Source organism: Enterobacter cloacae complex sp. P14RS (genome assembly GCF_014895895.1).
GTDB classification, from domain to species: Bacteria; Pseudomonadota; Gammaproteobacteria; order Enterobacterales; family Enterobacteriaceae; genus Enterobacter; species Enterobacter bugandensis.
The window spans coordinates 297,860-310,850 of the sequence record NZ_JADBQM010000006.1 but is presented as its reverse complement, the minus strand read 5'-3'; the positions used below and the strand labels follow the sequence as shown (position 1 = coordinate 310,850).

General features: G+C 56.6%; 14 protein-coding genes. 6 read left to right on the top strand and 8 right to left on the bottom strand.

Annotated features, from left to right (window positions below; all coding sequences use genetic code 11):
* Nucleotides 1-229 precede the first annotated feature (229 nt).
* The gene (gene ackA / locus IM295_RS05565) at nucleotides 230-1,432 is read left to right on the top strand and encodes an acetate kinase (RefSeq protein ID WP_041908924.1); all 1,203 of its coding nucleotides are present in this window, start codon (nucleotides 230-232) and stop codon (nucleotides 1,430-1,432) included.
* A gap of 75 nt (nucleotides 1,433-1,507) precedes the next feature.
* Nucleotides 1,508-3,649, top strand: a complete 2,142-nt coding sequence (pta, locus tag IM295_RS05560) for a phosphate acetyltransferase (protein ID WP_045259692.1) — start codon at nucleotides 1,508-1,510, stop codon at nucleotides 3,647-3,649.
* Nucleotides 3,650-3,756: 107 nt separating this feature from the next.
* On the opposite strand, the gene IM295_RS05555 is transcribed toward pta, so the two are convergent.
* The 5 genes from IM295_RS05555 to IM295_RS05535 form a co-directional block, all read right to left on the bottom strand.
* Nucleotides 3,757-4,710, bottom strand: coding sequence for a transketolase family protein (locus IM295_RS05555; RefSeq protein ID WP_045259691.1), 954 nt, complete (start codon nucleotides 4,708-4,710; stop codon nucleotides 3,757-3,759).
* On the bottom strand, nucleotides 4,703-5,533 hold the full coding sequence (locus IM295_RS05550; protein ID WP_193066371.1) for a transketolase: 831 nt from the start codon (nucleotides 5,531-5,533) through the stop codon (nucleotides 4,703-4,705). The genes IM295_RS05555 and IM295_RS05550 overlap by 8 nt, the downstream gene beginning before the upstream one ends.
* On the bottom strand, nucleotides 5,530-6,921 hold the full coding sequence (locus IM295_RS05545; RefSeq protein ID WP_045631476.1) for a PTS ascorbate transporter subunit IIC: 1,392 nt from the start codon (nucleotides 6,919-6,921) through the stop codon (nucleotides 5,530-5,532). Before IM295_RS05545 ends, IM295_RS05550 begins: the two co-directional genes overlap by 4 nt.
* Nucleotides 6,922-6,942: 21 nt before the next feature.
* Nucleotides 6,943-7,215 carry a PTS sugar transporter subunit IIB gene (locus IM295_RS05540; protein WP_041908914.1) on the bottom strand — a complete coding sequence of 91 codons (273 nt, stop codon included), beginning with the start codon at nucleotides 7,213-7,215 and terminating at the stop codon, nucleotides 6,943-6,945.
* Nucleotides 7,216-7,295: 80 nt separating this feature from the next.
* Complete coding sequence (locus IM295_RS05535; RefSeq protein ID WP_047367993.1) at nucleotides 7,296-7,739, bottom strand: PTS sugar transporter subunit IIA; 444 nt, start codon at nucleotides 7,737-7,739, stop codon at nucleotides 7,296-7,298.
* A gap of 232 nt (nucleotides 7,740-7,971) precedes the next feature.
* Here IM295_RS05535 and IM295_RS05530 point away from each other — a divergent pair, with 232 nt between their 5' ends.
* Nucleotides 7,972-8,991: a LacI family DNA-binding transcriptional regulator gene (locus tag IM295_RS05530; protein WP_041908911.1), complete on the top strand. Its 1,020-nt coding sequence runs from the start codon at nucleotides 7,972-7,974 to the stop codon at nucleotides 8,989-8,991.
* Between the two features lie 3 nt (nucleotides 8,992-8,994).
* Here IM295_RS05530 and yfcD read toward each other — a convergent pair whose 3' ends face one another.
* From yfcD to yfcF, 3 genes are read right to left on the bottom strand one after another with little or no spacing between them, the layout of a single operon-like run.
* Complete coding sequence (gene yfcD / locus IM295_RS05525) at nucleotides 8,995-9,561, bottom strand: NUDIX hydrolase YfcD (RefSeq protein WP_006811396.1); 567 nt, start codon at nucleotides 9,559-9,561, stop codon at nucleotides 8,995-8,997.
* Nucleotides 9,562-9,616: 55 nt separating this feature from the next.
* Entirely contained in the window at nucleotides 9,617-10,168 is a 552-nt protein-coding gene (gene yfcE / locus IM295_RS05520) for a phosphodiesterase (RefSeq protein ID WP_028013947.1), read from the bottom strand.
* 55 nt (nucleotides 10,169-10,223) lie between these two features.
* Nucleotides 10,224-10,868, bottom strand: coding sequence for a glutathione transferase (gene yfcF / locus IM295_RS05515; RefSeq protein ID WP_047367994.1), 645 nt, complete (start codon nucleotides 10,866-10,868; stop codon nucleotides 10,224-10,226).
* Nucleotides 10,869-11,008: 140 nt separating this feature from the next.
* Here yfcF and yfcG point away from each other — a divergent pair, with 140 nt between their 5' ends.
* From yfcG to IM295_RS05500, 3 genes are all read left to right on the top strand, one after another.
* Nucleotides 11,009-11,638 carry a GSH-dependent disulfide bond oxidoreductase gene (gene yfcG / locus IM295_RS05510; protein WP_028013949.1) on the top strand — a complete coding sequence of 210 codons (630 nt, stop codon included), beginning with the start codon at nucleotides 11,009-11,011 and terminating at the stop codon, nucleotides 11,636-11,638.
* Between the two features lie 75 nt (nucleotides 11,639-11,713).
* Complete coding sequence (gene folX / locus IM295_RS05505; RefSeq protein ID WP_028013950.1) at nucleotides 11,714-12,082, top strand: dihydroneopterin triphosphate 2'-epimerase; 369 nt, start codon at nucleotides 11,714-11,716, stop codon at nucleotides 12,080-12,082.
* A gap of 13 nt (nucleotides 12,083-12,095) precedes the next feature.
* Complete coding sequence (locus tag IM295_RS05500; protein WP_193066370.1) at nucleotides 12,096-12,989, top strand: TIGR01777 family oxidoreductase; 894 nt, start codon at nucleotides 12,096-12,098, stop codon at nucleotides 12,987-12,989.
* The last annotated feature ends 2 nt before the right edge of the window (nucleotides 12,990-12,991 follow it).

The following is a 12,991-nucleotide window of genomic DNA, read 5'->3' as shown; positions in this document are numbered from 1 at the left end:
TGTGCCAGCCTGATAGGGCCGTAGACGAAAAGCGTTAACTCGTCAAATTATCGCATATTATGCCATTGTCTGAAAAATGTTCAAAATGGCTTAAAATCATAGGTATTTCTTCCATCCTGCCAGAATGTTCGTTTGGCATGATGTTAATCATAAACGTCTGGGTCAGCTTGCGTTACGCTTTTAGGCTCATTGACGTTTTTTTAGCCACGTATCAATTATAGGTACTTCCATGTCGAGTAAGTTAGTACTGGTTCTGAACTGCGGTAGCTCTTCACTGAAATTCGCCATCATCGATGCGCTCAACGGTGACGAGTACCTCTCTGGTTTGGCCGAATGTTTCCATCTGCCTGAAGCACGTATCAAGTGGAAGATGGACGGCAGCAAACAAGAAGCGGCTTTAGGTGCAGGCGCCGCTCACAGTGAAGCGCTGAACTTTATCGTTAACACTATTCTGGCACAAAAACCAGAACTGTCTGCTCAGCTGACTGCGATTGGTCACCGTATCGTCCACGGCGGCGAAAAATACACCAGCTCCGTTGTCATCGACGACTCTGTTATCCAGGGCATCAAAGACTCTGCCTCTTTTGCTCCGCTGCATAACCCGGCGCACCTGATCGGTATCGCTGAAGCGCTGAAGTCCTTCCCGAATCTGAAAGACAAAAACGTGGCCGTGTTTGACACCGCGTTCCATCAGACCATGCCGGAAGAGTCTTACCTCTATGCCCTGCCGTACAGCCTGTACAAAGAGCACGGCGTACGTCGCTACGGCGCGCACGGCACCAGCCACTTCTATGTGACTCAGGAAGCCGCAAAAGTCCTGAACAAGCCGGTTGAAGAAGTCAACATCATCACCTGCCACCTGGGTAACGGTGGTTCTGTTTCTGCTATCCGCAACGGTAAATGTGTTGATACCTCTATGGGTCTGACCCCGCTGGAAGGTCTGGTAATGGGTACCCGTTCCGGTGACATCGACCCGGCGATCATCTTCCACCTGCACGACACTCTGGGCATGAGTGTTGACGACATCAACAAAATGCTGACCAAAGAGTCTGGCCTGCTGGGTCTGACCGAAGTCACCAGCGACTGCCGTTACGTTGAAGACAACTACGACAGCAAAGAAGACGCTAAGCGTGCAATGGACGTTTACTGCCACCGTCTGGCGAAGTACATCGGTTCTTACACCGCGCTGATGGACGGTCGTCTGGACGCGGTTATCTTCACCGGTGGCATCGGTGAGAACGCGGCAATGGTACGTGAACTGTCCCTGGGCAAACTGGGCGTTCTTGGCTTCGAAGTCGATCACGAGCGTAACCTGGCTGCCCGCTTCGGCAAGTCTGGCTTCATCAACAAAGAAGGCACCCGCCCGGCTATCGTTATCCCAACTAACGAAGAGCTGGTCATCGCGCAAGACGCGTGCCGCCTGACTGCCTGATTCCACACCGCCAGCAATGCTGGCGGTGCTGTTTTGTAACCCGCCCAACGCGGCGGTAACGAAAGAGGATAAACCGTGTCCCGTACTATTATGCTGATCCCTACCGGAACCAGCGTCGGCCTGACCAGCGTCAGCCTCGGCGTGATCCGCGCTATGGAACGCAAAGGCGTTCGTCTGAGCGTCTTTAAGCCTATTGCCCAGCCTCGTGCCGGTGGCGATGCGCCAGACCAGACCACCACCATCGTGCGTAAGAATTCCAATCTTCCTGCGGCTGAACCGCTGAAGATGAGCCACGTTGAGTCTCTGCTCTCCAGCAACCAGAAAGACGTGCTGATGGAAGAGATCATCGCCAACTACCACGCTAACGCGCAGGACGCGGAAGTGGTGCTGGTTGAAGGCCTGGTCCCGACCCGCAAACACCAGTTTGCCCAGTCCCTGAACTTTGAAATCGCGAAAACCCTGAACGCAGAGATCGTTTTCGTGATGTCTCAGGGGACTGATACCCCAGAGCAGCTGAAAGAGCGTATCGAACTGACGCGCAGCAGCTTCGGCGGCGCGAAAAACACCAGCATCACCGGCGTGATCGTTAACAAACTGAACGCACCGGTTGATGAACAGGGCCGTACGCGTCCTGACCTGTCCGAAATCTTCGACGACTCTTCCAAAGCGAAAGTCATCAAGGTTGATCCGGCAAAGCTGCAGGAATCCAGCCCGCTGCCTGTACTCGGCGCAGTGCCATGGAGCTTCGATCTGATTGCCACCCGTGCAATCGATATGGCGCGTCACCTGAACGCGACCATCGTTAACGAAGGCGATATCAACACCCGCCGCGTGAAGTCCGTGACCTTCTGTGCGCGCAGCATTCCGCACATGCTGGAGCACTTCCGCGCAGGTTCCCTGCTGGTGACCTCCGCAGACCGTCCGGACGTGCTGGTTGCTGCCTGCCTGGCGGCGATGAACGGCGTGGAAATCGGTGCAATCCTGCTGACCGGCGGCTACGAAATGGACGCGCGCATCAGCAAGCTGTGCGAACGAGCGTTCGCTACCGGCCTGCCAGTCTTCATGGTCAACACCAACACCTGGCAGACCTCTCTGAGCCTGCAAAGCTTCAACCTGGAAGTGCCGGTTGATGACCACGAGCGTATCGAGAAAGTTCAGGAATACGTTGCGGGCTACATCAACGCGGACTGGATCGAATCCCTGACCGCGACCTCCGAGCGCAGCCGCCGTCTGTCTCCTCCAGCCTTCCGCTACCAGCTGACCGAGCTGGCGCGTAAAGCGGGCAAACGCGTGGTTCTGCCAGAAGGCGACGAGCCACGTACCGTTAAAGCGGCGGCTATCTGTGCAGAGCGCGGCATCGCGACCTGCGTGCTGCTGGGTAACCCGGATGAGATCAACCGCGTTGCGGCGTCTCAGGGCGTTGAACTGGGCACAGGCATCGAAATCGTTGACCCGGAAGTGGTTCGCGAAAGCTACGTTGCCCGTCTGGTTGAGCTGCGTAAGAACAAGGGCATGACCGAAGCGGTTGCGCGCGAGCAGCTGGAAGACAACGTCGTGCTGGGCACGCTGATGCTGGAGCAGGACGAAGTTGACGGTCTGGTTTCCGGTGCGGTTCACACCACCGCGAACACCATCCGTCCACCGTTGCAGCTGATCAAAACCGCACCGGGCAGCTCGCTGGTCTCCTCCGTGTTCTTCATGCTGCTGCCTGAACAGGTTTACGTTTACGGCGACTGCGCGATCAACCCGGATCCTACCGCAGAACAGCTGGCAGAAATCGCTATCCAGTCTGCGGACTCCGCGACCGCTTTCGGTATCGAGCCGCGCGTAGCAATGCTCTCCTACTCCACCGGCACCTCTGGTGCAGGTAGCGACGTAGAGAAAGTCCGTGAAGCGACCCGTATTGCGCAGGAAAAACGTCCAGACCTGATGATCGACGGCCCGCTGCAGTACGACGCCGCGGTAATGGCTGACGTGGCGAAATCCAAAGCGCCGAACTCGCCGGTTGCCGGTCGCGCTACCGTGTTCATCTTCCCGGATCTGAACACCGGTAACACCACCTACAAAGCGGTACAGCGTTCTGCCGACCTGATCTCCATCGGGCCAATGCTGCAGGGCATGCGCAAGCCTGTGAACGACCTGTCCCGCGGTGCGCTGGTTGACGATATCGTCTACACCATCGCGCTGACGGCGATTCAGTCTTCGCAGCAGCAGTAATGTTTTGCCGGATGGCGCTTCGCTTATCCGGCCTACAGGACCGTAGACCCGGTAAGCGCCAGCGCCACCGGGCAACAAAAAGGCGACCACACGGTCGCCTTTTTTTATTACAGCAGCTCCCGCGCCGCCGACACAATGTCATGCGCCGTCAGGCCATACTCTTTTTGCAGGAAGTCCTGTGTGCCCACCTGGCCGTAACGCTCCTTCACGCCCACGCGACGCATCGGCACCGGGCAGGTCTCCACCAGCACTTCCGCCACCGCTGACCCGAGACCGTTGTGAATACTGTGGTTTTCGCAGGTCACAATACGCCCGGTTTTCTCGGCATAGTTTTTCACCAGCATCCGATCGATGGGCTTCAGGGTAAACATGTCGATGACCGCTGCGCTTACCCCCTCCTGTTCCAGCTGGCGCGCCGCCTCCAGCGCTTCCGCCACCATGATGCCGTTGGCAATCAGCGTGATATCGCTTCCCTCGCGCAACACGTTGCCTTTGCCAATGGTGAAGGTTGAGCCCGGCGCATAGACGCTCGGCGCCTGCTTGCGGATGGTGCGCACCCAGTAGAAGCCTTCGAGATCGATAAGCTGACGCAGCACATCCTCGAACATCACCGCATCGGTAACTTCCAGCACCACCGAATGCGCCAGACCGCGCACGATGCCCATATCCTCGAAGGACATGTGCGTCCCACCGTTGTGGCAGGCCGTCACGCCCGCATCCGAGGCAATCACCTTCACGTTGTTGCGCTGGTAGTCCAGGGACATAAACAGCTGGTCGAAGCAGCGGCGGCTGGCAAACGCGGTGAAAGTGTGCACGAACGGCTTACGGCCGGTGAGCGACAGCCCCGCCGCAGTGCCGATGACGTTGGCCTCCATAATGCCGCAGTTAATCACGTGCTGCGGATAATCGCGCGCTACGCCGTCCATCGCCATTGAACTCATCAGGTCCGCTTCCAGGGCGATAATCTCGCTGCCGGCCTCAATCTGCTTTGCCACAAAGCCCGCGTAGACCTTGCGCATCTCAACGGCGTCTTTCTGTCCTGCCGGTGCAACCTTAATCATGTGAAGCCTCCAGTTGGCGAATCGTCTCATTGAGGGCCGCTTTGCTCTCCGCGGTCAATCGCAGGTGGTGCGAGTTGCTGAGCTGTTCCAGGTAAGGCACGCCCTGCCCTTTGATGCTGTCGAGGATCACCACCCGCGGACGCGCATCGGCCTCCGGTACCCTTGAAGTCACCTTCAGCAGTGCCGGAATGTCATCCCCTTTGACCGTCACCACGTCAAAGCCAAAGGCGCGGAATTTGCCCTCCAGGTCGAAGGCACAGATGATTTCGTCCAGTTCGCCGTCGAGCTGCTGTTTGTTCCAGTCCACGAACACGGTCAGGTTGTTCAGACGATGGTGAGCGATAAACTGGAACGCTTCCCAGCACTGGCCTTCGTTCAGCTCGCCGTCGCCAACGATGCAGAAGACCCGATTCGGTCGCCCGGCCAGCTTGTGCGAGAGTGCCATACCGCCCGCAATGGAGATCCCCTGCCCCAGCGAGCCGGTGGTGGCATCCACGCCGCGCGTTTTCAGGCGGTCCGGGTGGCTGGGCAGACGCGTGCCGTTCTGGTTCAGCGTGCTCAGCTCTTCAACCGGGAAGTAGCCCTTAATCGCCAGGGTGCTGTAGAGCGCCGGGCCTGCATGACCTTTCGACAGCACAAAGTAATCGCGCTCAGGCCAGTCCGGATCCGCCGGGTCGATCTTCATCACGGCGCCGTACAGCACCGCCAGGGTTTCCACCACCGACATGCTGCCGCCGTAGTGCCCAAAGCCCAGCTGCGTCAGGGATTTGAGGGTTTCAAGACGGATCTGACGCGCCAGTTCGGTTATCTCGTTCTCATTCATGATTTGGCTCCGGTATTTTCCTGCGCGTTACTACCCGCAGGTTTGTTTTTCGCGAAGATGTTGTAGGCCACCAGCAGCGCGAACAGCGCCACAACCAGCCCGGTGATGGCAAGCGGTGACAGGAAGCGCGCCAGGTTGCCCAGCACAATCCCGACCGCGCCGAAGTCGGCGTCCGAGAAGGTGGTGTTAGCAAAGCCAATCGCACCCAGTACCGGCAGCAGCAGGACCGGGAGGAAGGTAATCAGCAGGCCGTTAGCAAAGGCGCCTATCATTGCCCCGCGGCGTCCACCGGTGGCGTTACCGAACACGCCCGCCGTTGCGCCGGTGAAGAAGTGCGGCACTACGCCCGGCAGGATCAGCACCCAGCTAAACTGACCGCAGATCAACAACCCCACAATTCCCCCGAGGAAGCTGAACAGGAAGCCAATCAGCACCGCGTTTGGCGCATACGGGTAGACCACCGGGCAGTCCAGCGCCGGACGCGCGTTCGGCACCAGTTTTTCTGAGAAGCCGGTAAAGGCCGGGACGATTTCCGCCAGAATCAGGCGCACGCCCTGCAGGATGATGAACACGCCCGCCGCGAAGGTGATCGCCATGATGATGGCGTAGACCAGGTAGTTTTGCCCGCCGCTGAAGGTGGACTCCACGTACTCACGCCCGGCGCTTACCGCCATGATCAGGTAGATAATCATCATGGTCAGGGAGATGGAGATCGAACTGTCGCGCAGGAAGCTGAGGTTTTTCGGCAGGTTCATCTCTTCGGTGGAGCGCGAGCCTTTGCCGACCCTGCTGCCAATCCAGCCGGACAGCACGTAGCCCAGCGTACCGAAATGACCGAAGGCGATCTCATCGTTGCCGGTAATACGCTTCATATAGCGCTGCGCAATCGCCGGGAAAAAGGCCATAATCAGGCCGAGGATCAGCGAACCGGTAAATACCAGCCCTACTCCCTCGAAGCCTGCGACCGTCAGGATCACGCCAATCATGCACGCCATGTAGAAGGTGTGGTGCCCGGTCAGGAAGATGTACTTCAGGCGGGTAAAGCGCGCGACGACAATGTTCGCCACCATGCCGAAGGCCATGATCAGCGCGGTCGAGGCACCGTATTTTTCCAGCGCGATCGACACAATCGCTTCATTGTTTGGAATAATGCCCTGGATATTAAAAGCGTGCTCAAACATACCGCCTAACGGGTTTAACGACCCCACCAGCACCGTGGCGCCACCGCCCAGTACAATAAAGCCGAGAATCGTTTTAATTGTGCCTTTTACGACATCAGAAAACGCTTTTTTCTGCGCGACCAGACCAATTAACGCAATTAAACCCACCAGCACCGAAGGGACTTTTAAAATATCGACAACGAAATTCAGCGTTTCAAGGATAAACATATCCACCTCGCCTTATCAGGGTTATTGTCTGTCGAACCAGGCGCGCAGCTGCGCTTCGAGTTCGTTGATATCAATGATGTTGTTGATCACCACCAGCTGGCTTTCCGGCACGCTGGCGCTGGCCGCAATGTCTTTCGCCATCACGAACAGGTCCGCCGCGCCCGGCGTGGCGGAGGAGAGATCGGAGTGTTCAACCTCGGCCTCAATGTCCAGCTTTTTAAGCACTTTTTTAATGTTCATTTCGACCATAAAACTGCTGCCCAGGCCAGAACCGCAAATAGCCATGATTTTCATTGTTGTCCCCTTATTTTGAGTAGAGCACGCCCCATCACGCTGGCGCGTAATGTTGTGAATAATCGGATTAAAAAATTAAATCAGAAGCGGTCAATAATGGTTTTAATGTCCTCCAGGGTATTCGCCTGATGTAATTTCTCCATATCTTCGTCGCTGGAAAATAATTCAGCGAGCGCGGATATCATTTCGATATGGCTATGTTTATCCGGTGCCGCAAGCATAATAATCAGATCGACAGGGTCAAACTCTCCGGCACCAAAAGAGACGCCCTGTTTTAGTTTTAGTAATGACAAGCCCAGTCCTTTGGCGCCTTCCTCCGGCCGCGCATGCGGCATGGCTAGCCCTGGTGCCAGCACATAATAGGGTCCTAACGTATGGTGCTGCTGAATGATTGCCGTCACGTACTCCGGTGCAATCACCTGCAGATCCAGCAGCGGTTTCGCGCATATCTCCAGCGCCTGTGGCCAGCTTTCCACGCTATCCTGCAGCGTGATGGTTGTATCATATATCCACTTTTTGAGCATTTTCCCTCCCGCCAAACGCTAAAGATGGGCAAACTTTATTCAACCCATCAATCATTGACTGCGATCGCGATCACAAAGATAGCGCTACCAATTACCAACATGCAGAAATGTGATAGCGCTATCAAAATGTAATCATGGTGTGAAATCACAGCAAAAAAAGGGATTTAAGGCGTATACTGCCTGTCACCTGAAATGAAGGAAAAAAGAACGCGTCTGGTCAGCAGGAAGGTGTATGTCTTTAACCCGAAAACGGCGCAGTACCGGAAAAGTCACGCTCGCTGATGTCGCGCAGCTTGCCGGAGTCGGCACGATGACCGTCTCCCGTGCGCTCCGCACGCCCGAACAGGTTTCCGATAAACTGCGTGAAAAAATTGAAGCTGCGGTGCAGGAGCTGGGCTATATGCCCAATCTCGCCGCCAGCGCACTGGCATCCGCGTCCTCATGGACGATTGCGATGGTTGTTCCCAACCTTTCCGAAGCCGGTTGCTCTGAAATGTTTGCGGGCCTACAGCAGGTGCTGCAGCCCGCCGGATACCAGATCATGCTGGCAGAGTCCCAGCATCGGCTTGAGCAGGAAGAGAAGCTGCTTGAGACCCTGCTGGCGTCAAATATCGCCGCCGCGATTTTGCTCAGCGTCGAGCACACCGACACTGTTCGCCACTGGCTGAAAAACGCCTCGATTCCGGTAATGGAGATGGGTGCGATGCGCGCCGATCCGATCGATATGAATATCGGGATCGATAACGTGGCGGCCATGTACGAGCTGACAGAAATGGTGATTAGGCGCGGCTACCAGAATATCGGCCTGCTGTGCGCCAACCAGGAGCAGTGGATTTTCCAGCAGCATTTGCAGGGCTGGTACAAGGCGATGCTGCGCCATCATCTGTCGCCAAACCGGGTGATTAACGCGGCGATGCCGCCGAGCTTCTCGACCGGCGCGGCACAACTGCCAGAGTTCTTGCTGGCGTGGCCGGAGCTGGATGCGCTGGTGTGCGTATCAGACGAGCTGGCCTGCGGCGCGCTGTATGAGTGTCAGCGTCGACGCATTAAAGTGCCGGACGATCTGGCTGTCGTGGGCTTTGGCGATAGCGATGTGAGCCGCGTCTGCCAGCCGCCGCTGACGACGATGGCGGTACCGCATCGAAAGATTGGGATTGAGGCAGGTAAAGCGCTACTGGAACGTCTGAATGACGGAGACTGGCGCGACCAAAAACCCATCGCGTCCAGCCTGTGCCTGCGGGAAAGCTGTTAAGGCTTACTCAGCCTCTTCCTCTTTTTCCGCTTTGTTTTCCGGCTTAGCGGATTCGTTTTTGGCGTTGCGGGTCATCCACAGCGCCAGCGCTTTTAACGAATCCGGCGTGAACTCGTCGCAGCGGGCGGTAATCTCTTCCGGCGTCATCCAGCAGACTTCGCTCACTTCCTCTTCCTGCAGGGCGAAAGGCCCATGGGAAACGCAGCTAAACAGTCCACCCCAGACGCGGCAATGTTCGTCTTCGAAATAGAACTGCCCGTGCTCGGCAAACGGCACCCCGGCGATACCTAACTCTTCTTCCGCTTCACGGCGTGCGGAATCCAGCAGCACTTCATCGGCCTGCACGACGCCGCCTGCGGTGGCATCAAGCATGCCCGGAAGAAAATCTTTGGTGTCCGTGCGGCGCTGGACCAGAATCTTGCCCATGCCGTCATGCACAACGATGTACGTTGCACGGTGACGCAGTCGCTCTGCACGCATTTGTTCGCGGCTCGCCTGCGCGATCACTTCATTTTCTTCGCTGACAATGTCAACCCATTCAGTACTTGCCAAATGATTCTGCTCCACCATCGGGAAACCTTCTCGTCTAAGCGCTCTTTCGGCGCGTTTGCAGTTGTGGTGTAACTTACGGATTAATCGCTACCTGCGCAATAACTTGCTGATCATTAAGTGCGATAACGCTCAGGGTATTTCCATCGAGCAGGCCATAGCTCGCAGGATATCCGCCTTTCGGGATGCTGACCGACCCCGGATTAAAGTGATAAATCTCACCGCGTTTTTCAGCCACCGGAATATGAGTATGGCCGTAAACCAGGACATCGCCAGCCGCGAGCGCCGGGAGATTATCCGGGCCGAAAAGGTGTCCGTGGGTAAGAAACAGGCGGCTGTTTTCCAGCAGAACCTGTTGCCATGGCGCGGTAAGGGGAAAATGCAGCAGCATCTGGTCGACTTCGCTGTCGCAATTACCGCGAACGGCGATAATGCGCGAGGCAAACGGGTTAAGCTTTTCCGCCACCTGCGCCGGGGCATAGCCTTCCGGCAGCGCATTACGCGGACCATGATTTAACACATCCCCCAGAATCACCAGCCATTGGGCCCCGCTTTGCGAAAACAGAGAAAGCACTCGCTCGGTCGCGGGCAGCGATCCATGGATATCTGACGCAAACATCAGTTTCATCCGTCACTCCCTGGTAAAAAAACTCCCCTTATCATACCTGAAGCGTCAGGGCTTATCAGCCCGCGCGCTTAGCGGAGAGTGCCACATAGCGCTGTACGGAGGCTCGCTGCCACTGGAACGCCGCATAGTCCACCAGCAGTTGAGGGACCTCATCGCCGTTGAGGATCAAACGGTTCAGCATCAGCGCCAGATCGGTATCGGCAATACACCATTCACCGAACAGGTTCGGGTTGCCGTGAGCGAGCAGCGAGGCTGCAGTTTCAATCAGCTTTTGCGCGCTGTCGACGCCTTCTGCGCTGAGCGCTGGCTTTTTCACACCGGCAAACACGACATCCGTGGAGCGCTCGACGCGAATCGGCACCAGGTCGCTACGCAGCCACGCCTGGATCTGCCGGGCTCGGGCGCGCTTTTGCAGATCGTGAGGATAGATGCGCTCCCACTCCGGCGGCGCAAAACGATCTTCCAGATATTCATCGATCGCCGAGGATTCGCTCAGTGCAAAACCATCCAGTTCCAGCACCGGCACGCGTCGCGTCAGGTCGTAACCCTGCCACTGGGGTTTGAGGTGTTCACCACCGTCGAGATCGACGGTCTTCAGCGTAAAAGAGAGCCCCTTTTCGGCCAGCGCGACGTAAACGCTCATAACATAGGGAGAAAAGAAATTTGCATCGGACCACAACGTAATTACGGGCTGGTTCATAACATCCTCATCGGCTGATCGGTTTTTACTCAACATATAATCTCTTTGCTTCGCTGTCACTTGATGAAAACTCACGATTTACAACAAGCACCTATACTCATTTGTCATGGCACCACTATTCGCATGGACAGGAGTTGAGAATGATTGACCTTTATTACGCCCCTACCCCAAATGGCCACAAGATCACCCTCTTTCTCGAAGAAGCCGAACTGGATTACAGAATCATCCGCGTGGATATCAGCAAAGGCGAACAGTTCAACCCTGTGTTTTTGGCTATCTCGCCCAACAATAAAATTCCGGCCATTATTGATAGCCAGCCGGCGGACGGAGGCAGGCCGTTAAGCCTGTTTGAATCCGGTGAAATTTTGCTTTATCTGGCAGAGAAAACCGGCAAGCTGCTGAGCGGTGAACTGCGCGAGCGTCACCACACTCTGCAGTGGCTTTTCTGGCAGTCAAGCGGCTTTGGGCCGATGCTGGGGCAGAACCACCACTTCACCGCCTTCGCGCCGCAGACTATTCCTTACGCCATTGAGCGATATCAGGTTGAAACCCAGCGTCTTTACGGCGTTCTGAACCAGCGGCTGGAGAAAACGCCGTGGCTCGGGGGCGACCATTACAGCATTGCCGATATCGCCTGCTGGCCGTGGGTAAATACGCATGATAAACACCGGATTGACTTAGCGTCTTACCCGGCGGTGAACAACTGGTTTGAGCGTATCCGGACCCGCCCGGCCACCGAACGCGCAATGCAAAAAATCCAGCAGGTTTAATCACCTATGAGGCTGGGTGGCTGAGAGGCTCTCATGTATTATGGGCGGGAAATACTGACACGGAGAAGACCTGCAATGTCACAGCCAGACGCTATTATTCGTATAAAAAATTTACGCTTGCGCACGTTCATTGGTATCAAAGAGGAAGAGATTGCCAACCGTCAGGATATTGTCATTAATGTGGTGATTCACTACCCGGCAGACAAAGCGCGGGCCAGCGAAGACATCAATGACGCGCTGAACTATCGCACGATCACTAAAAACATCATCCAGTACGTGGAAAACAACCGCTTCTCTCTGCTGGAAAAATTAACCCAGGATGTGCTCGATATCGCACGCGATCATCACTGGGTCACTTATGCTGAAGTAGAGATCGATAAACTTCACGCCCTGCGCTATGCCGACTCCGTCTCCATGACGTTAAGCTGGCGACGCCAGGCGTAAACCTGGAGGTTGTATGAAGATTCTGCTGACCGGCGGTACAGGCCTGATTGGGCGCCATCTCATTGCGCGTTTGCAGGCGCTGCATCACGACATTACCGTAGTGACCCGCAGCCCGGAGAAAGCGCGCCAGGTGCTGGGCGCGGGGGTCGATATCTGGAAAGGGCTGGCCGATCGGCAGAATCTGGACGGCTTCGACGCCGTCATCAACCTTGCGGGTGAACCCATCGCCGATAAGCGCTGGACCGAAGAGCAGAAACAGCGGTTGTGCAGCAGCCGCTGGAACATAACTGAGAAACTGGTTGAGCTGATTCGCAACAGCCAGACCCCGCCGTCGGTGCTGATTTCAGGCTCTGCAACGGGCTATTACGGCGATCTCGGCGAAGTGGTGGTGACCGAGGAAGAGCCGCCCCACAACGAGTTCACCCATAAACTCTGCGCCCAGTGGGAGCGCATCGCCTGCGCGGCGCAAAGCGATAATACCCGCGTCTGCCTGCTGCGTACCGGCGTGGTGCTTGCGCCGAAAGGCGGCATTCTGGGTAAAATGCTTCCGCCCTTCAGGCTGGGGCTCGGCGGGCCGATCGGCAACGGGCGACAGTACCTGGCCTGGATCCATATCGACGATATGGTGAACGGCATTATATGGCTGCTGGATAACGAACTGCGCGGGCCATTTAACATGGTTGCGCCGTATCCGGTGCGAAATGAACAGTTTGTCCACGCGCTGGGACATGCCCTGCATCGCCCGGCGATACTGCGCGTGCCTGCGACGGCAATTCGCCTGTTGATGGGCGAAGCGTCCGTGCTGGTGCTGGGCGGTCAGCGCGCGCTGCCAAAACGGCTGGAAGCGGCGGGGTTTGCGTTTCGCTGGTATGACTTAGAAGAGGCGCTGGGGGATGTGGTACGCTGAAT

What these genes read in the sequence shown, in the direction of transcription:
- ackA (WP_041908924.1), top strand. Translation starts at nt 230, where the DNA reads ATGTCGAGTAAGTTAGTACTGGTTCTGAACTGCGGTAGCTCTTCACTG.
- IM295_RS05555 (WP_045259691.1), bottom strand. Translation starts at nt 4,710, where the DNA reads ATGATTAAGGTTGCACCGGCAGGACAGAAAGACGCCGTTGAGATGCGC.
- yfcF (WP_047367994.1), bottom strand. Translation starts at nt 10,868, where the DNA reads ATGAACCAGCCCGTAATTACGTTGTGGTCCGATGCAAATTTCTTTTCT.
- IM295_RS05530 (WP_041908911.1), top strand. Translation starts at nt 7,972, where the DNA reads ATGTCTTTAACCCGAAAACGGCGCAGTACCGGAAAAGTCACGCTCGCT.
- folX (WP_028013950.1), top strand. Translation starts at nt 11,714, where the DNA reads ATGTCACAGCCAGACGCTATTATTCGTATAAAAAATTTACGCTTGCGC.
- IM295_RS05545 (WP_045631476.1), bottom strand. Translation starts at nt 6,921, where the DNA reads ATGTTTATCCTTGAAACGCTGAATTTCGTTGTCGATATTTTAAAAGTC.
- IM295_RS05540 (WP_041908914.1), bottom strand. Translation starts at nt 7,215, where the DNA reads ATGAAAATCATGGCTATTTGCGGTTCTGGCCTGGGCAGCAGTTTTATG.
- yfcE (WP_028013947.1), bottom strand. Translation starts at nt 10,168, where the DNA reads ATGAAACTGATGTTTGCGTCAGATATCCATGGATCGCTGCCCGCGACC.
- IM295_RS05550 (WP_193066371.1), bottom strand. Translation starts at nt 5,533, where the DNA reads ATGAATGAGAACGAGATAACCGAACTGGCGCGTCAGATCCGTCTTGAA.
- yfcG (WP_028013949.1), top strand. Translation starts at nt 11,009, where the DNA reads ATGATTGACCTTTATTACGCCCCTACCCCAAATGGCCACAAGATCACC.
- IM295_RS05535 (WP_047367993.1), bottom strand. Translation starts at nt 7,739, where the DNA reads ATGCTCAAAAAGTGGATATATGATACAACCATCACGCTGCAGGATAGC.
- IM295_RS05500 (WP_193066370.1), top strand. Translation starts at nt 12,096, where the DNA reads ATGAAGATTCTGCTGACCGGCGGTACAGGCCTGATTGGGCGCCATCTC.
- yfcD (WP_006811396.1), bottom strand. Translation starts at nt 9,561, where the DNA reads ATGGTGGAGCAGAATCATTTGGCAAGTACTGAATGGGTTGACATTGTC.